General features: G+C 66.0%; 9 protein-coding genes. 3 read left to right on the top strand and 6 right to left on the bottom strand.

The features are described 5' to 3' along the window. Window positions 1–526: 526 nt before the first annotated feature. Window positions 527–1,897, top strand: coding sequence for a Gfo/Idh/MocA family protein (locus tag ACOYYX_RS01635; RefSeq protein ID WP_422928192.1), 1,371 nt, complete (start codon window positions 527–529; stop codon window positions 1,895–1,897). A 149-nt stretch (window positions 1,898–2,046) separates the two neighbouring features. Here the strand turns inward: ACOYYX_RS01635 and ACOYYX_RS01630 are convergent, their stop codons facing one another. From ACOYYX_RS01630 to ACOYYX_RS01605, 6 genes are all read right to left on the bottom strand, one after another. Further along, entirely contained in the window at window positions 2,047–2,604 is a 558-nt protein-coding gene (locus ACOYYX_RS01630) for a hypothetical protein (protein ID WP_422928191.1), read from the bottom strand. A 96-nt stretch (window positions 2,605–2,700) separates the two neighbouring features. Further along, window positions 2,701–6,660 carry a PVC-type heme-binding CxxCH protein gene (locus ACOYYX_RS01625; RefSeq protein WP_422928190.1) on the bottom strand — a complete coding sequence of 1,320 codons (3,960 nt, stop codon included), beginning with the start codon at window positions 6,658–6,660 and terminating at the stop codon, window positions 2,701–2,703. Window positions 6,661–6,834: 174 nt separating this feature from the next. Next, window positions 6,835–8,961 (bottom strand): protein kinase domain-containing protein, encoded by a 2,127-nt coding sequence (locus ACOYYX_RS01620; RefSeq protein WP_422928189.1) that lies wholly within the window; start codon window positions 8,959–8,961, stop codon window positions 6,835–6,837. After that, entirely contained in the window at window positions 8,951–9,535 is a 585-nt protein-coding gene (locus ACOYYX_RS01615) for a sigma-70 family RNA polymerase sigma factor (RefSeq protein WP_422928188.1), read from the bottom strand. The genes ACOYYX_RS01620 and ACOYYX_RS01615 overlap by 11 nt, the downstream gene beginning before the upstream one ends. 252 nt (window positions 9,536–9,787) lie before the next feature. After that, window positions 9,788–11,035 (bottom strand): DUF1559 domain-containing protein, encoded by a 1,248-nt coding sequence (locus ACOYYX_RS01610; RefSeq protein WP_422928187.1) that lies wholly within the window; start codon window positions 11,033–11,035, stop codon window positions 9,788–9,790. 511 nt (window positions 11,036–11,546) lie between these two features. Beyond that, on the bottom strand, window positions 11,547–12,962 hold the full coding sequence (locus tag ACOYYX_RS01605; RefSeq protein ID WP_422928186.1) for a hypothetical protein: 1,416 nt from the start codon (window positions 12,960–12,962) through the stop codon (window positions 11,547–11,549). 494 nt (window positions 12,963–13,456) lie between these two features. Here ACOYYX_RS01605 and ACOYYX_RS01600 point away from each other — a divergent pair, with 494 nt between their 5' ends. Together ACOYYX_RS01600 and ACOYYX_RS01595 are read left to right on the top strand one after the other, a co-directional pair. Beyond that, window positions 13,457–14,749 carry an ArnT family glycosyltransferase gene (locus ACOYYX_RS01600; RefSeq protein ID WP_422928185.1) on the top strand — a complete coding sequence of 431 codons (1,293 nt, stop codon included), beginning with the start codon at window positions 13,457–13,459 and terminating at the stop codon, window positions 14,747–14,749. A 135-nt stretch (window positions 14,750–14,884) separates the two neighbouring features. Next, window positions 14,885–18,058 carry an AsmA-like C-terminal region-containing protein gene (locus tag ACOYYX_RS01595; RefSeq protein WP_422928184.1) on the top strand — a complete coding sequence of 1,058 codons (3,174 nt, stop codon included), beginning with the start codon at window positions 14,885–14,887 and terminating at the stop codon, window positions 18,056–18,058. Window positions 18,059–18,075 lie beyond the last annotated feature (17 nt).

Below are 18,075 nucleotides of genomic sequence, written 5' to 3'. Positions count from 1 at the left end.
CGGAGAGCAAAGCAACCTTTCATGAAAATGAGACTCTATGCATATCATTCGCCGACATCGTATTCGATCCGCGAGGTTCCGGCGGTTCCCGGCCATCGTCTCGTGAAGGTTCCGCGACGGTTCCGGGGCACATCGTCGGTGGAGTTCTCATGTTCAAATTGCTCACGCGACTCCCCTTGGCTGGGAAGCCGCGACCGCTCAAATCGCCTAATCCTTCTGCTCACAAGGAGATAAAACACCATCCAGGCTCCCCGATAAACCTGATGATGGGCCTCGCAAGGCTCTCGCTACTCGATTTTCTATCTAGTATGATACGATGAGGTTCACACAAAGTTTGCGCTACCCGCACGGTGTAGCGATCAGGCTGCGCGGGTCCACCACGGTTGAGGGCGTATGGGTGCGTCGGTCGTGCATGAGCTTCGTGGTGGAAGCCCCCCGCCCTCGTCGGATTTCGAACTTTGAACGGGAAGACCTCGAATAACCCCCACCCTCTGCAATCCCTCCTCAGCAATTAGGAGCCGATGACATGACCGAGCCGAAACCCACCGCGTCGCGGCGTGATTTCCTGAAGGTGACCAGTTCTGTAGCATCGGCTTCGGCCCTGGCGGGGGTCGCCATCCCGTCGGTCCACGCCGGCGAGGACAACACGATCCAGGTGGCCCTCGTGGGCTGCGGCGGCCGCGGCACCGGCGCCGCGCTCGACGCCCTCTCGACCAAGCAGGGCCCGATCAAGCTCGTCGCGATGGCCGACGTGTTCAAGGATCGGCTCGACGGCAGCTACGAAGAGCTGAAGAAGAGCAACCCCGACAAGGTCGACGTCTCCGACGACCGCAAGTTCATCGGCTTCGACGCCTACCAGAAGGCGATCGACAGCCTGAAGGAAGGGGACGTCGTCATCCTCGCGACGCCGCCGGCCTTCCGCTGGGTGCAGTTCGGCCACGCCATCAAGAAGGGCGTCAACGTCTTCATGGAGAAGCCGATCACCGTCGACGGGCCGAGCACCCGCAAGATGCTCGCCCTCGGTGAAGAGGCCGCCAAGAAGAACCTCAAGGTCGGCGTCGGCCTCATGTGCCGCCACTGCGAGGCCCGCGAGGAATTGTGGAAGCGGATCCAGGATGGCGCCATCGGCGACATCATCATGCTCCGCGCCTATCGCCAGACCGGCCCCGTCGGCACGGCCCTGACCGAGGCCAAGCCCGAGGGCATCAGCGAGCTGCTCTACCAGATCCAGCGCTTCCACGGCTTCCTCTGGGCGAGCGGCGGCTGCTACAGCGACTTCCTCATCCACAACATCGACGAATCGTGCTGGATGAAGAACGCCTGGCCGGTCAAGGCGCAGGGCACCGGCGCCCGCACCTACCGCGAGAACTACGTCGACCAGAACTTCGACACCTACTCGATCGAATACACCTTCGGCGACGGCACGAAGTTCTTCCTGGAAGGCCGCAACATCCCCGGCTGCCACCAGGAGTTCGCCAGCTACGTCCACGGCTCGAAGGGCTCGGCCGTGATCTCGTCCAACTCCCACACCCCGGCCCACTGCGCCATCTACAAGGGCCAGAAGTTCAACCGCAAGGAAGTGGTCTGGGCCTTCCCCCAGCCCGAGCAGAACCCCTACCAGCTCGAGTGGGACCACCTCATCAACGCCATCCGCAAGGACAAGGTGTACAACGAGGTCAAGCGCGGCGCCGAGGCCAGCCTCGTCACCTCGATGGGCCGCATGGCCGCCCACACCGGCCAGGTCATCACGTACGATGACATGCTCAACTGCTCCCACGAGTTCGCGCCGGATGTCGACAAGCTGACCTTCGAGAGCCCCGCCCCGCTCCAGATCGACTCGGCCTCCAAGCACTACCCCTGGCCGCAGCCGGGCATCCTCACCGACCGCGAGTTCTGAGATCGCTCAACTCCGTCGACGTATCGTGCCTTTGCGAAGGGCCCGGACCTCATGGTCCGGGCCCTTTCTGTTTCAGGCTCGCGGCTTGTTCATCGGCTCAGGCCAACGTGTCTCGCCCGATCATACTCTCTGAAGATCGGCGGCAAGCCTCAAGGCGTGGCGGCCTTGCCGGGGCCGGGCGGGACCGGAGGCCTGGGAGGGGCCATCGGCGGGGCGAAGCGGCCCATCAGCATCTTGTCGATGTCGTGGAAGTCGACCGAGCCATCGCCGTCGGCGTCGGCCTTCTCGACGAGCTCGGTGGCCTCCTCGACGGTGAGTCGGCCGTCGCGATTCAGGTCGGCCGCGACCACGGCGTGGAACCCGGGGGACCACCCGATCGCGGGAGGATCCCAGCCCCCCTGGGGCGGCTTCTGGCCCGGCCCCCCTTGCGGCCAGCCTCGCAGGACGTGCGGGATGTTGCGGCCACCGAGGGGTCCGTGCGAGGCCTTCAGATGCTCGAAGTAGCCCGCCGTCAGCGCCATGCAGGCCAGGCCGGCGAAAAGGGCCAGGCCGATGACGAACGAGGGGGACTGGATCGACTTCCGCTTCCCGAGCGCGAAGATGCCCCCCATGACGATGGCCACCATCGTCGCGATCATGAGCGCCCCGATCAGTTCATCGGCCGTGCGGTCGACCAGCGCATCAGCGACGGATTCGAGATAGTGCATCGGACTCCTTCCTGGCGTACCAGCGATGTGGATCAACAAGGATAGGCCCGACGCCGAAGGGGGAGCGACTTCGTCGGACTGGCTCACGTCACGTCATCATTTCAAGGATTGCAGATAGGCGATGAGGTCGGCGAGTTGCCCGGGGTTCAACGTGCCGACGATCCCCTCGGGCATGGCCGAGGCCTCTTGGCGCTTGCGTTCCTCCACCTCGTCGCGTTTGAGTTCGTGCAAGGCCCCCGAGGCCTCGCGGACCTGGATCGTCCCCCCTTTCTCGCCCACCACGAAGCCGGAATAGACGCGACCGTCGGCCATCGCGAAGGAATAGGCCTCGTACCCCTGGGCGATCTTCAAGCCCGGCCTGAGGATCGATTCCACGAGCTCGCCCGCGCTATACCTCCGGCCGATGTCCACGAGATGCGGCCCCCTGGGCGTCTGCCCCTCGGCGTCGGTATGGCAGGCCACGCACCCTTGCGCGGAGAAGAGGGCCTTGCCTCGCTTGCCGTCTCCCTTCATCTCGAGCGTCCGCTTCGAAGCGGTCTCGTAAGACATGTTGCCGATCACGCTGGGATCTTTCGGGTCTGGCTTCGCGATGACGACGAGTGTCGGCTGCTCCGCCGAGGCGACGTCCTCGCCACCCGATACCCCGTCGAGGCGTACCCGGTGTCGAGCCAGTTGAGCCCGGAGGAAAGCGACCGTCTCGGCGTCACCGGCCCGGATCGCCTCCTTGACGGCCGTGGCGATGCGCCCGCTGTATTCCCATTCTTGAGGATCATAATAAGGCCCGGAGGTGTCCGGGCGAATCCCCCACCAACTCCCTTTGTAGTCGGCCTCGCGATGATAGAGCCGGATCAGGGTCTCTAGGACCTCGCGACGGACCTCGGGGGTGGGTGTCGACGCCTGCTTTGCGATCAAGCCCTCCACGACCTTCGGCTCGTGCAGGAACCGCAGGACGCGCAGGGCCCCTTGGCGATGCGGACCGTCGATCGCGGCCAGGCACGCGTCGTCCGCCCGCAACTTCACCAGGGTGCGGAGCGCGAGGTGCGGCACGATCCGATCCGGGTCGGGCTGGGCATGCGCGGGCTTCGCCACCGGCATGGTCGAGCCCCCCGGCCTCGACGTGAGCGGGATGATCTTCTCCGCCGCGCTGACATCGCCAAGCCGCCCGAGGGCGATCAACGCCTGGGCCCTCATGCGAGGCGAAGGATCGTCCAGCGCGGCGACGAAGGGGCTCGCATCGACCCCGGCAAGCTCCGTCCTCCGATCGGCCAGGGCCCGCAGCGCGAACTCCCTGACAGCCGGGTCGGTGGCGAGGCTCCGTAAGGCCTCATGGGAGCGGATCCCTTCGAGCTGCTTGAGGGCGAAGATCGCGGCGACGCGCCCCTGAAGCGGCTTTCTCGAATCCGTCGCCAGGCTATTCAAGGCCATGAGATTCTCCGGGCTCCCGCCCCGTCGGATGACCTCGCGCTGGGCGTGGAAGCTCGTCGACGCGTTCGGGCTGCACATCGCCTCGACGAGCCTATCGAGCCCCGCCTTCGGTAAGTCAGGGCGAGGCGTGCCGACCCAGTCGGGGGGCGTGACGGTGGCGACGAAGCCGACCACGGGCCCGACGTAGACGCTGGCCTCGCCCCCTCGCCAGCTCGCCACATAGAGACGGCCATCGCTGGCGACATCCATACCCGTGGGCCTGGGGAATATCATGAAGACATCCTGGTTCGAGCGGAACGAGGCTCCGTCGGCGCGGAGGTCGTGGCGATAGACTTCGCTCCGCCCCCAATCGCCGGTCAGGAGGATGTCTTGATAATCCTTCGGCCAACGCTGGTCGCGGATCGAGAGAGCTCCCGTGCCCCCGCCCTGGCCATAGGCACCGAGCGGCGGAAGGATCTCATCGGTGAAATTGAGGAACCGCTGCGTGTAGCCATATTCGCCCGACTCGATCAGGTGGCTGACGCGCGTGTCCCAGCCGGCGCCGTCGTTGGTGTTGTCGCGCGTGAAGAGGTTCATCGCCGGGTCGATGGCGATGGCGAACGGGTTCCGCAAGCCGCTCGCGAAGACCTCCAACTCGGTGCCGTCGGGCCGAACCCGGATGATGCCACCGCCTCGTTGCGAGAGCGTGGCCCCGTCCTTCCCCTTCGCGCCATGGAACCCGTAGTCGCCGACGGCGATGTAGATCCAGCCATCGACACCCATGCGGATGCCGTTGGTCGTGTGGTCGCCGCCGCGCTCGTCGATCTGGCTGGTGGTCAGGCCGGTGACGAGGACCTCGCTATGGTCCGATCGGCCGTCACCATCTTCGTCGCGGTAGACGCTCAGGTAAGGGGCGTGCAGGACCCAGACCCTGTCCCCCAGCGCGACGACCCCGCGCGGGTGTTCCATCGACGCGAACGTGGTGACGCGATCGGCCTTGCCGTCGCCATCGTCATCGATACAACGCAGCACCCGGCCCCCTCCCGGAGTGCGCCCGAGCGATCCCTGCTCATCGACGGCCACGTACACATCCCCCTCGGGCCCGACGGAGATGGCGACGGGATAGGTCACCTTCGGGGGCGCGGCGAAGAGCGAGACGCGGAAGCCCGGGGGAGCCTTCACGACCTCGCCGATGGTCTTATCATCCATCGGCTTCGGCGGGGGCGACTGCCCCATCGGCGCGAGCTGGAATTGCGGCCGATAGCCCTCGCGCTTGCCCGCGAGTTGCTCGGCGACCGACTCCGCACGCTTCGCGGCGAACGTCCGCAGGTCGGGCGGCTGCGGGGCTCCCGGGGGCACGAACCCGGCAGGGGGTTCGGCGCGTTCGGCCCTCGCCTCCGCCTCGCGATCGAGGATCGCTTTCGAGCGGGCCTCGAGCGCCTCGAGTTCCGCGATGATCTTCTCCGGCTTGAAGGACGTTGCGACGAGGCTCGCCACGATCTTGCGATAGGCGTCGCGATGCTCGGGGATCGCCATGAGGCGATCGACCAGCTTGTTCTCGCCCGAATAGGGATGATCCAGGCTCATATCCATGAGCTTGTCGGCGGATCCCATCATCAGGAAGTTGGCGAAGGACAGCTCCTGGTCGCCGGGGATGAACACAAACTTGTTCGTGCTCGGATCCAGGTAGAGGTAGTAGTTGTAACCGAGGGTGAAAAAGCCGTCGGCGTTAGCGATCCACGCTTGCGCGGCCATGAAGCGTAGGAACTTCTCGACAGAGAGATATGAGCCGATCTCGTCCCGAAACTTCCGATCATCGGCCTTCTGCACGAGCCGGGCGAAGTCGATGAGCCGCGCGGTTTCCGCCGGCTTCGACTCAGAGAGCGGCTGATACTGCCCCTTGTACTTGGCCCAGTCGTCACCGAGGAAGTCGATCCCGCGCAGGCCTTGCGGCTTGATGAGGAGCCCCGCGTCGGACGCGAAGCGTTGCTCGAGGAAGGCCCGGTCGACGGGCTCGGCCAGGGTGTAAAGGCCGAGGTAAGCCTTGTCATAACGGCCGGGGACCGTGAGGGTCACCTCGGCGAGCGCCGTGCGCGGCGAGGGGACTCCGGCCTCGCGGAAGGCGGCATAGGCGAGGACCTCGCGCAACTTCGTCGGGTCGACGGCTCCGCTCTGGAGTTGGATCGCGTGGAGGCGTTCGAGATCACCCTTGCCGAAGCGTTCAAGGTCGACCTTGAATGAGCGTTTCAGGCCCCCGGCCGACGCGAAATAGGAGCCATTCCCGGCGTAGCGCAGGCCGACGGACTTGCGAGCCTGGCCATCGACCGACAAAGCCGCCTGCGCCCACGGGAAAGCGACCCCAAAGAGGTTCTTCTCGGACTCGCGCTCGCGCCCGTCCGGCAGCTTCGGCGGAGCGGGCGGCGGCGCGGCGCCAGGAGCCCCGAACATGGCCGGAGGCTGGAGCGCCTGGTACTCTTCCGGCGAGACCTCGAGATCAACCCGCACCACCTTCGTCGGAGCGAAGAGGCCCCCCGCCCCGGCGTCTTCCTTCGAGACCTCTTCCGCGGCGCGCATGACACGCGGCCAGGGGGAAGCCAGGAACAGCGCCGCGCCAATCATCGCAGAGGCCAGGGCGAATGTCGGTCGACCCATGGAAGCACCTCGCAAGGATGAATCCTCAATCAAGTCACGACGCGATTCTGCATCGCGCCGTGACGGCCCACTCTGATTGGGGAGCCGCTCCGGAATCGACGGAGCTCCCCACGAGTAAGGGATGCGAATCTTCGGCTCGTGTGGCGCTCTCGTCCCGATTTTTTTTGGAGAGCCTCAGCGATCGGGCGACTTCGCCTCGGGTTGCGGCTCGATCGGCCAGGGGAAGGCGCTCAGGCGTCCCCGGATCGGCTCGCCGATCAACTCGTCCCATCGCCGCAACTGCTCGGGCGAGAGCTGCGCCAGGATCCGACTCATGGCCGCGGGGCGCGCCGGCTCGCCGGGCCTGACCAGGGCCAGGTCGTCGATCGTCCGGATCCGCTCGCGTTGCGAGGGAGAGAGCCGCAGCGCCTGCACCACTTCCGGCTCGCGGAAGGCCGCCGGCCCCTCCGACTGGAGCGCGAGCTGGCGGAGACGGCCTTGCTGGACGGGCGAAAGGATCCGATCGACCTCGGCCTTGTTCGCGCGGGCCTGCTCCAAGGCGAGCCGCTCGCGTTCGGACGGGGGCGGGAGCCGGCTCGGTTCGCCGAAGGACTCCATCCAGTTCTTACCGGCGCGGGCCGAGAGTTCGGCCACCCGCGACCGCTGCGAGTCGTCGAGCCGGAGGTCGTCGAGCGCCGAAGGCTGGATCAGCAGGTACAGGTCCCCCGCCGCACGGAGGACCGCCAGGTCGGCCAGGATCGTCTCGACGCGACGGCTCGTGTCGCGCAGCTCGACCTGCGCATCGGGGTCGCTCCGGCGCTCGTCGATGAACTCGCGGTAATAGCCGAGCACCGACGCGAGGAGCCTCTTGCGCAGGCCTCCCATGCCCGGCACGTGGGCCAGCTCTTCCTCGCTGACCTCGATCAACTCGTCCACCGCGCGGCGGGCGAGGCGGAACCGGGCCTCGGCCTCCTCGGCCCGCTGTCGCTCGCGGCGATACGCGGCCTCCGCCTTCTTCCGGGCGACGAGCGTCTTCCCCTGCTCCTGGCGGATGAGCGCGGCACTGACCAGCGACGCGATCGAGACGAGGACGAGCACCACGACGCCGGCCCCGAAGATCGACGGATGCCGCCGCGACCAGGCCCTCAGACGCTCCGACGCCGTGGGCCGCCTCGCCTCGATGGGGCGCCCCTCGACGAACCGCTGCAGGTCATCAGCAAATTCCTCGGCCGTCGCGTAACGCTCGCTGGGCTCCTTGCGAAGGGCCTTGAGGACGATCGTCTCCAGATCTCGCGGAATCGCCGGGTCGAGCGAGCCGGGGGGCGGCGGCTCCTCGCGCTCGACCTGCCGGATCAACTCGTTGCGATCCTTGCCGTCGAAGGGTGGTCGGAGGGTGAGAAGCTCGTAGAGCGTCGCGCCCAGTGAGTAGACGTCGCTCCGGTGGTCGACGATCCCCCTTCGGGCCAGGAGCTGCTCGGGGCTGGCGTAGCGGAGGGTCCCCAGCATCTCCCCCGTCATGGTGAGCCCGGTATCCCCGGCGACCTGGGCCAGGCCGAAGTCGGTGATCCAGAGCTGCCCGCGCAGGTCCAGCAGGAGGTTGCTCGGCTTCACGTCCCGGTGGACGATCCCGGCCTGATGCGCATATTCGAGGCCCAGTGCCGCCTGCCGGCACAAGCCGGCCACACGCTCGAAATAGCGGCGACGATTCGAAGAGCGCTCAGACGAGATCTCCGTCGCGACGAGCCTCGAAGCCTCATTGTCCTGCGGCGGTGACAAGGCCCGGGCATCTTCCAATCGCCAAAGCTCGCCGATCAGCATGGAGAGGCTCTGCCCCTCGACGAACTGCATCGCGAAGTAATGAATGCCTCGCTCGGAGCCGATCGCGTAGACGGGGACGATCCGCTCGTGATGCAGGTGAGCGGCGGCCCAGGCCTCGGCCCTGAAGCGTTGCAGGCGGCGCGGATCGAGGGCATCGGCGAAGGGCATGACCTTGAGCGCGACCCGGCGACGCAACGAGACCTGCATCGCCTCGTAGACAACCCCCATACCACCTCGGCCGACCTCGCGCAAGAGCCGAAAGTCCCCTATCGCGCCGATGCCGGGAAGGCCATCGCCGAGTTCGGCCCGCCTCGAACCCCGGAAGGGGGCCGTCAATCGGGCGAGGTCGCGATGAGAGGCCAGGAACGACTCCAGATCCCCGACCAGCTCCGGGTGCGTGGCGATGATGGACTCCGGGTCAATATCCCGGCCGCCCTCGAGCGCCTCGAGAATCTTGAGGATCACCTCATCGCGCAGGCTCTCGGGATCTGGCTCAAGGGGCATGGGAGGCCTCACCCGGGTCGTTGAGCAACTCGCGAAGCCGCTTGAGGCCCCGGTACAGAAGCCCGGCCGTGGCTGGTCGCGAGCGTCCGACCCACTCGGCGACCTCGGCCACCGAGAGCCCCTTGAGGTAGTGCAGCTCGACTGCCTGCCTCTGGTCGTCAGAGAGCCTGGCGAGCGCGGAACCGAGCCGCACGAATTCCTCGCCGCGCATGGCTCCCTCGCTGGGCGAGGTCTGGTCGGCGACGAGCAGCCCCTCCGGCCCCGACGACGGGCACATCAACTCGGCCTCGAGCGAACGTTCCCGGTTCGGGTCGCGCGCCTGGGCCCCGAGCCGTCGGCCGGCCGCCGCCAGGGCATTCGCCAGGATCATGCGGAGCCAGGCCAGCCACTCCCCTTCGGTCGTCCCCCGGAATTGCCCCCGCTTCTCGTGGGCCTGGAGGATCGCCTGCTGCACGATGTCGGAAGGGTCCATCCTCGCCCGCAGGCGAGAATTCATGTTGAGCCTGGTCAGAATCCCCAGGTATTCGCGATAGTCCTCGACGACCCCGGGGCGGTTACGAGCCGAATCGTACACGGTGCCGGCCTCTCGCCCTGCGACATCCGGGCATCAAATCCTACCGACGGATCATACCTTCAATTCATGATTCGAGCCAATTCGGCCAAGCCCTGGTGGAACAAGGATTCTCTTGAGCAAGTTTCATGAATGCCCGTCGAATGCCCGCATTATAACGAAGACCCCTACGTCGAAGAAATCGGCTCCCGGAAAGTCAACGAGGCGAGGCGCTATGGATTGGGCCTCGCCTCGCATGTTTTGAAGACGGCGAGATCAGTTGCCGATCGCGTCCTGCGAGACGGGCAACTGCTTGCAATAGAGCGGGAGCCGGCTCCCGGCCGGGGTGATGATCTTGGAATAGACGGTCCCGTCGATGGTCTCCTTGATGAACCTGGTGGAGCCGTCGCAGAAGAACGCGTTGACCCCGCCCGTGTGGCCGCTGTAGGGGAACGGGAAGGTCCCTTCGGCCGTGAGGTTGTAGCCGTAGTTGATGTTCTCGAAGGTCTCGCGCATGTTGGCGTGCGACCAGCCCGCGCCGTCGATGGCACCGGCACTCGGCGTCAGGCCGCCGCTCGAGCAGTCATAAGTACCCGTCGTCGAGGAGCTGGTCCCCATGGCCCGGCAGACGTAGTCGGAGCCGAAGAACATGCAGAAGTTCGGCAAGGGACACGCCCAGTTCGTCGGCAAGCCCCCGGCATAGGGCGACCCCGTGGAGGCCCCCGCGAGGTTGTTCTCGGTGACGAGCAGCGTCGAGCTGGTCCCGTCCTCGATGTCGGCGGGGGTAGTCCGGATGTTATCCCAGGGATACTTGCTGCCGAGCGTCCCCAGGAACATCACGCCGAGCTTCCTGCAGACGTCCTGATTGGTGCCCCAGGTGGGCTTCCCCCAGACGACCCGGCCGTCGTTGTAAGTCGTGCCCTGACCATCCACCTGCGGGCCCGTCCAGCCCGGGGCCGCCGCGTGCCAGCGCGAGAATCCCCCGTTCACGACGTAGCTGAGGTTCCCGTCCCCGGTCCTCGCCGTGCGGTCGTCCGGGCATCGCAGGATCTGGATCGCCGTGTTGCCGATCAGCAGGTTGCTCGGCTTGCCGGGGTTCACCGTCGTGGGGTCGAGGTAGGTGTTCTGCTTATTCCAGGAATTGAATAACTCCTGATTATCAATATAGGGAAGAATCTCGACCACCCAGTTCGACATGCACGGATTCAACTTCGGCAGGAAATCCTGCGGGGCACTGATCGATTCCCAGATGTAAGAAGGGTTCTTCGGATCCGTCGGATCCGCGATGTTGACATGTATGTTCTCGGTGAACGTCCCCGCGTTGGGGAACGCGTTATGCGCGTTCTGGAACGCGACGAGCCCCGTCCCCACCTGACGCATCTGGTTCAGGCACTGCGCCCGGCGCCCCGAGGCCCTGGCAGCACTCACCGCGGGCAAAAGTAAACCGACAAGCACAGCAATAATACTAATCACCACTAATAACTCGACCAGCGTGAAACCGCATCGACGGCGTCGTGAACGCATCGCAACCCTCCATCACCATTCTGAACTTGACCGACGTTCGGCCCCCCGAACGCGGCTCAAAAAGGTGGCGGACCTTGCGGAAATGACCTGACCCGAGGCCCGCCCCGAGGAAAATACCCCGGATACGAGGGATATTAGCTGCAAGCACTCGTGCGTGCAAGCTTCAATGCGCGCATCTAGACATTTTTCTGGATACGCGAGCGTCAAATCGAGGAAATGTGTTTCGGAATTGGGTTTTTCGATACCCTCATTCTTGCCAGGTGCCTTGCAATCGAGATGTTGAAGAGGCCTGACATTGAAGAGTGTCAAGGATGAGGAATCGCGAGGATCACGCCGCCAGGCAGGATTGGGCGAACCTTCCGGATCGAGAACGAACGATTGACGCGGTCCATCCCTGAACCGCGGCAATACTCACGAGCGTGCTCATTCGACGGGAGGGGCTTTCGAATTCGCAGGATAGTGATGGGAAATGCGGGCGAGCGTCCTTCACGCCCCGCGGCCGGTCATGACATCAACGGTGACGAGCCCGGAAGAACGACCGAGATCGGTGTCCGCCCCCCACGCGACCGCTGCTGCTGTTGGACGTCGAAGATGAGGTCGAGCCGGAGGAAGTGGAGCCGCCGCTCGTCGATGTGCCGGAATCAGCGACGGCGAGGCCCGTCGCATTCAAGGCTCCGCCGACGACGGTGGTGACCGGAGGAAGCCCGTACGCCCTGGACGAGCCGTCATCCTGACCGGCCGAGTCGCTCGCGATCGCCGCGCGATCGGCCGCGATGAGGTCGAGATCGGACGAGGAGATCTTCGAATCCTCGATCGTCCGGATGACGTCCTCGAACGCCTTCTCGAGCACGGAGTCGGGGACGTTCGCCCCGTCGAATAGGCCCTGGAAGTCGGCCTTGGCCTGGGTCGTGTCGGCCCCCGAAGCGACGGCCGTGGCCAGTTCCGAGACGACCTGCGGCAGGTCCTGGGCGAGCGGCCCGGGCGCCGACTTCTCGATGGTCAGGGCGTCCGACTCGAGGTTGCTGAGGTCGGCGACGGTCACCCCCGACTTCGCCAGCAGCCCTTGCATGTCCGACTGGAGCTTCTGCACGTCGGTGCTGAGTTGGGCCACGCGCGAGTCGACGGCCCCGCCGGGTCCTGCGGGCGGATTCGCCGTCGATGCGGCCCTGGCCGACGTCGCAACCCCCAGGTTCGAGAGGCTCGAGAGGAGCCGGTTCGCCAGGTCGTGGCCGTTGCCGGCCTCGGGACCGTCGGTGAGGCCGGCGAGTTCGAAGTCGATCGCCTCCTGGTCGGCGGCGAGGTCGGCGAGGTCGGCGGCGGTGATGTTCGAGGCCTTGATCGCCTGGACCACGTCGGTGGTGGTCTTATCGATCACCGACTGCGACACATCCGACCCGCTGAACTGGGCGGCGAAGTCCGTCTGTGCCTGGGTCGTGTCCCCTCCACCCGCCACCGCGGTCGCCAGTTGATAGGTCGCGGCGTGCAGGCTGTCGGGGTCGAACTGGAAGCCCGCCTGCGAGATGGCCTGGCTATCCTGATACAGGTTATTGATATCGGCAAGCGTCACATTCGACTTCGTCGCCAGGGCCTGGAGATCGGATTGGAGCTTGCTGACGTCGGCGTCATGAGAGCCCTGGTGGGAGTTCGGGCCCGACCATGCGCCGGGGCCTCCGGGGCCTCCCCAGGGAGGCGCCGGGATGTCGAAGTTCACGCCGCCGACGATCCCCACGCTGGCGAGCCCTTCGTACAGGTCGCCGCCCCAGCCGGAGAGCACCACCCGCCCTTCCAGCACCTCGACCGTATAGTCCTGGAACCGATCGGGCCTGAATTCCTGCACCTGGCGCCGGGCCTGCGGGCCGGGTCCTCGTCGAGCCTGGTCGCGCGGCCGCTCGAACAAGGCGGCGAGCCTTGCTTTCCAATGCAGCATCATTGACGTCCCTCAACCAACGAGCATATTGAGGCCCCCCACAACGGCTTGGCCGCTGCAAGATCCTCCGAGGGGCCTTCGAGGTGAGATCCCACCGCGCCGTGGGGATCGCTCCGGGTGCATCATCCAGGGTCGTCGAGTCAATTCAGGTAAGTCGCCTACAACGCGGCTGTCCAAGTGATCGGAGTCATCGAGGCAGGGCACGCAGCCTTTTAGGAAACTTTACTCGTCCAAATCAGCATACTTTTGTCAAGGAAGGTTAAGGCCAAAAGCACCGCGCCCAGGTTGATGGTATTGCCAGGGCCGAGGTCTCGATGGGTCGGAACTCTCATGAAGCTCAAAGGTTGAGGCCAATCGACCGAGTCAACGCATGCTCCCAATCGCGACGAGGTTGCGGTTGACCCCCTTTGCGGCTTTGGCGTACCATCCTGTGCCCTTCCTGATGACCAACTCGCGGACGGACATCTCTCTCAGAACGAACGCAGACGGACCCCATGGCAGACCCCAGGCCTCGACCCCGGTTCTCCGACCGCCTCGCGTCGCTGGCGGTGGCGTTGGAATTGGGCCTGGCGTTGCGGGTGCTGGCCGCGGACGTTTTGGAATGGTTCACCAGGCACAAGGGAGTATTGTGCGTCTTCCCCGATGCCCTCTACTACTGGCTCCTCTCCGGCAAGATCCGGGACGGCTTACCCTACGAGATCGTGGAGTGGGGGGATATCCCGCACTTCGCGCTCCGGACGCCGGGGTATCCGCTGTTCCTGGCCGGGTGCCGGATCCTCTTCGGGGACCGGCCGATCGCCGCACGCCTGATCCAGGCGGGGCTCGGGGCGCTCTGCGCCTGGCTCGTCTATCGGCTCGCGGCCAAAATGCTGGGGAAGCCGGTGCGGCCTCGAGGATGGTCGATCCCGCTGGGGGCTGCGTTCCTGACTGCCATCGACCCGTACTTCGTGGCCACCTCCGTCTTCCTGCTCTCCGAAGCCCTCTTCGTGCCGTTGATGCTCGCGTCGCTCTGGGGGCTGGCGGTGCTCTGGACCCCTCGCGACGGCGAGGAGTCGGGGCATTCCTGGATCTGTGCCCTGGGAACCGGATTCGCTTCCGGGGCGGCGATCCTGGTGAGGCCCTCCTGGGCCCTGTTCGTCCCGGCGATGCTGCTGGCCTGGGCCGTCGGCGCAGGGAGGGCTCGTTGGAAGTCGACCCTGCGGGGTTCGGTCCTGGTGACATTGGGGCTGGTCGCGGTGATGGCCCCCTGGTGGATCCGCAATGCCCAGGTTTATGGGCGGTTCGTGCCGACGGCCATCTGGATGGGGGCGAGCCTCTACGACGGGCTCAACCCGCACGCCGACGGGGCCAGCGACATGCGGTTCCTGGAGGAGGACGGGTTCTGGCCGCTCGACGAGGAGACGCAGGATGCCCTGCTCCGCAGGCGGGCGTTCGAGTTCGCCCTCGAGAATCCGGGGCGGGCGGCATGGCTGGCGCTGGTCAAGTTCGGCCGGTACTGGAGCCCCTGGCCCAACGCCGACTCGTTCCACCAGCCTGTGCTCGCGGGGCTCAGCGCCCTGTACTCGATCCCGATCCTTGGCTTGCTTGCGGTCGGTGCCTGGGATCGTCGGCGAGACCTGCGTTCGCTCGTCATCCTGGCGGGGCCGATCGTCTACTTCTGCGTCTTGCACATGGTCTTCGCAAGCTCGATGCGTTACCGGATCCCGGCCGCCGCGCCTTCGATGGTGCTCGTGGCGCTGGGGCTGGGGCGGATCCTCGCGAGAGCGACTCGGGAGGGGGAGGCATGATGACGGGGAAGGCCTCGGATAGGGGCGGGGGGCCGGCGGCAAGAGGCCGACCCGCCTCCTGATTCGGATCGAACTGCAGCCCATTCATCTCTCCGCCGATTGGACGAAACCCTCCAGGGAAGGAGGCCGAGCCCGATGCGAATTCGGACCCGATTGAGGAAAGCCCTCTTCTGGGGGTCGTTCTTCCTGCTGGCCTGCCTCGCCGGCGTGCTCGGCTTCGCCTACTGGTACGTCACCGACAGCGAGAACCTGGCGAGGCTGATCCGCGAGGGGGCCCCCCGATTCCTGCGCGGGGCCCAGCTCGAGGTGAGCAGGGTGCGCATGCACCTCCTCTGGGACAACGAGATCGTCCTCAGCCAGGTCAGGCTCAGGCAGAAGATCGACAAGAATCCGCTGGTCGCGCTCCAGATCAACCACCTCAACATCCGGGTCAATCCCAAGGCGATGCTGAAGGGGCAATTCATCCCCCTCAACGTGGAGGTGGCGTACCCGACCCTCCAGCTCCAGCGCCGCAAGGACGGGACCTGGAACTTCGAAGGCGTACTGGCCGACCCCTGGCCCTTGCCCCCGATGAAGGGGACCCCGCCGATCGTCATCCAGAACGGCACCGTGAAACTGGTCGAGGAGGGGGACAAGGGCGCCGCCATCCTCCGCGAGGTCGCCATCAAGATCGAGCCCGACGGCGACACCCGGGTGAAGTTCGAGGGGACGGCCAAGGGAGACTCGTTCGAACATATCAACGTCCGCGGCACGTTCGACCAGGCCACGGGGCAGGTCACGTTCACCGGGGATCTGAGCCGGCTGACGATCAGCGACTCGCTCCGCGGCCGGATCCCGGCCGAGTACCGGGAGGCGTTCGACAAGACCGGCCTCAAAAGCGGCGAGGTGAGCCTGCAAGTCGGGCGGGTGACGTACAACCCCGAGGCGACGCCCCCCCTCCGCTACGAGGCCACGGCCCGGATCCACTCAGGGGTCCTGGACTGTCCCAAGCTCCCCTTCCCGATCAACGACCTGACCGGCAGCGCGACGGTGCGAGATGGGCACCTCACCATCGACCGCGCCGACGGCAACAACGGGCCGACGGCCGTCCGGATCACCAAGGGGCACTTCAACCTCGAGGCTCCCACCCGCAGCCCGTTCGACCTCAGCCTCGAGATCTTCGACCTCGAGCTCGACAAGCGGCTCCGCGACAAGACCCCGCGCGAGCACCTCGAGCTATGGAACGTCTTCAAGCCGAGGGGGCGGATCAACGTCGCCGCGAACATCGTCAGGGAGAAGGAAGGGGGCCCGATCGGCTGCGGCTGGACCGTCTTCTGCCGAGATGTGGGCATAGTCTACAAGTTCTTCCCCTACCCGGTCGACCACATCCAGGGGCTCCTGCGCTGCGAGAACAACCGGATCAGCCTGAACCTCCAGACGGTGGTGGGCAACAAGCCGCTGGAAGTGAAGGGGACGATCGACAACCCGGGGGACCTCGCGCACGTCATCCTCGACTTCGAGGGGGAGGCCCTGCCGATCGACAAGACCCTCTTCGACGCCCTGCCCACCGACATCCGCAAGGTCGTCAACGAATTCAAGCCGAGCGGCACCGTGAAGGGCAAGGCCAAGGTCGAGAGGACCCGGAACCCGCTCGACCCCAACGAGCCCCGCGAAGGGAAGGTAGTCGTCGACGCCTTCCTCGACCTCAATGGTGATTGCGCGATCAAGTGGGTGGGGATGCCCTACCCCGTCGGGAACCTGACCGGCCGGCTCGAGCTGCACCCCGACCTCTGGGTCTTCAAGGACATGCGCGGGAGCAACGGCCAGGCGGTGATCTCGGGGAGCGGCGTCGTCAAGAAGGTCCCGCGGGTGAAAGGGCTGCCGCCCAGCATCAAGGATCCGATCGCCGTCGACATGCACATCAACGCGGAGAACATCCCGTTCAATAGCCAGTTGCAGTCGTCGCTGCCGAAGGCCTGGCAGAAGTCGTGGGCCACGCTCAACCCGATCGGTTCGTGCGACGCCGACGTGAAGATCAACCTCCAGCCGGGCAAGCCCGACGAGTACCACCTCGAGATCGACCCCAAGCCCGAGACCCTCGTCCAGCTCAAGTTCAGCCGGGAGCCGCGCGGGAAGACCGACCCCGGCGGGACCTTCGACCTGCGCATGGAGAACGTCCGGGGCCGGTTCGTCTACCACAACGCCCTGGTGCAGATGCGCGACGTCGGGTTCGTCTTCCACGGGACCCCCGTCCAGTTCGACAACGGCACGGTCAAGGTCGAGGACAGCGGCGAGTTCCACCTCAGGGTCGCGCAGGTCAGGGCCCGGGGCTTCCGCATGGACGGCGAGCTCCGCAAGATGATGCCCCCCGTCATGGCCCAGTTCGCCCACCGGCTGGATGAAGGGCGCCCGATCGCCCTGATCAGCGGGAACCTCGGCCTGAACTGGGCCGGGCCGGGCAAGGCCGTGAACTGCGACTGGGACAACGTGCTGGTCGTCCTCTCCGACAACCTGATCCAGGCGGGGATCCCCCTCGAGCACATCCAGGGGCAGCTGGACACCGTCAGAGGCAAGTTCGACGGCGAACGCCTGGCCGTCCAGGGGATCATGAGGCTCAGCAGCATCAGCCTCCTCAAGCAGCACGTCACCGAGCTCGAGACTCCCTTCATCGTCGACAAGGGGGTTGCCGCGCTCACCGACCTGAAGGGGAAGCTTCTGGGTGGTGACGTCTTCGCCAAGTTCCGCATCAGCCTCGACGACGCCCCGCAGTACGCGGCCTCGGTCCAGGTCCTGAACGCCGACCTCCAGCGCTATGCCATGACGCAGCCGCACAAGCAGTCGTACCGGGGGCTCGTCTCCGGCGAGATCGAGCTCAGCGGCATGGGGAGCGATTTCCACACCATCCAGGGTAAGGGGGGGATCCGCGTGACCGACGGGGCCCTCGGCGAGCTCCCGGTCGTCCTCCGGCTCGTCAACAAGCTGAACTTCTCGAGCGCCGCCAGGACCGCGTTCGACTCGGCCGACGTCGGCATCAACATCGTGAACGGGGAGTCGACCCTCGACCCGATCAAGCTCACCGGCGACACGTTCAGCCTCCGAGGGCGGGGGACGATGGATCCCCAGGGGGACCTCGACCTGCGGCTCTCCCCCGTCTACGGCCGCGACAAGATCCGCGTCCCCTTCGTGAGCGACGCCGTGCGAGAGGCCACCGGCCAACTCTTCGTGATCAGCATCAAGGGGCCGATCGCCTTCCCCATGATCCGGCCCGAGGCGCTCCCGTCCACGGCCGACGCCCTGAAACTGCTCAACCGCCGCACGCGCCGGGAGTGATAAGGCGAGGGCAGGCT

The sequence above is a fragment of the Singulisphaera chitinilytica genome, from assembly GCF_049331405.1.
GTDB lineage: Bacteria > Planctomycetota > Planctomycetia > Isosphaerales > Isosphaeraceae > PoT.
This window is presented reverse-complemented; position numbering and strand designations above follow the sequence as displayed.

Bases quoted from the DNA above. Each gene is read 5' to 3' on its own strand.
- ACOYYX_RS01635 (WP_422928192.1), top strand. From the start codon at position 527: ATGACCGAGCCGAAACCCACCGCGTCGCGGCGTGATTTCCTGAAGGTG.
- ACOYYX_RS01630 (WP_422928191.1), bottom strand. From the start codon at position 2,604: ATGCACTATCTCGAATCCGTCGCTGATGCGCTGGTCGACCGCACGGCC.
- ACOYYX_RS01625 (WP_422928190.1), bottom strand. From the start codon at position 6,660: ATGGGTCGACCGACATTCGCCCTGGCCTCTGCGATGATTGGCGCGGCG.
- ACOYYX_RS01620 (WP_422928189.1), bottom strand. From the start codon at position 8,961: ATGCCCCTTGAGCCAGATCCCGAGAGCCTGCGCGATGAGGTGATCCTC.
- ACOYYX_RS01610 (WP_422928187.1), bottom strand. From the start codon at position 11,035: ATGCGTTCACGACGCCGTCGATGCGGTTTCACGCTGGTCGAGTTATTA.
- ACOYYX_RS01605 (WP_422928186.1), bottom strand. From the start codon at position 12,962: ATGCTGCATTGGAAAGCAAGGCTCGCCGCCTTGTTCGAGCGGCCGCGC.
- ACOYYX_RS01600 (WP_422928185.1), top strand. From the start codon at position 13,457: ATGGCAGACCCCAGGCCTCGACCCCGGTTCTCCGACCGCCTCGCGTCG.
- ACOYYX_RS01595 (WP_422928184.1), top strand. From the start codon at position 14,885: ATGCGAATTCGGACCCGATTGAGGAAAGCCCTCTTCTGGGGGTCGTTC.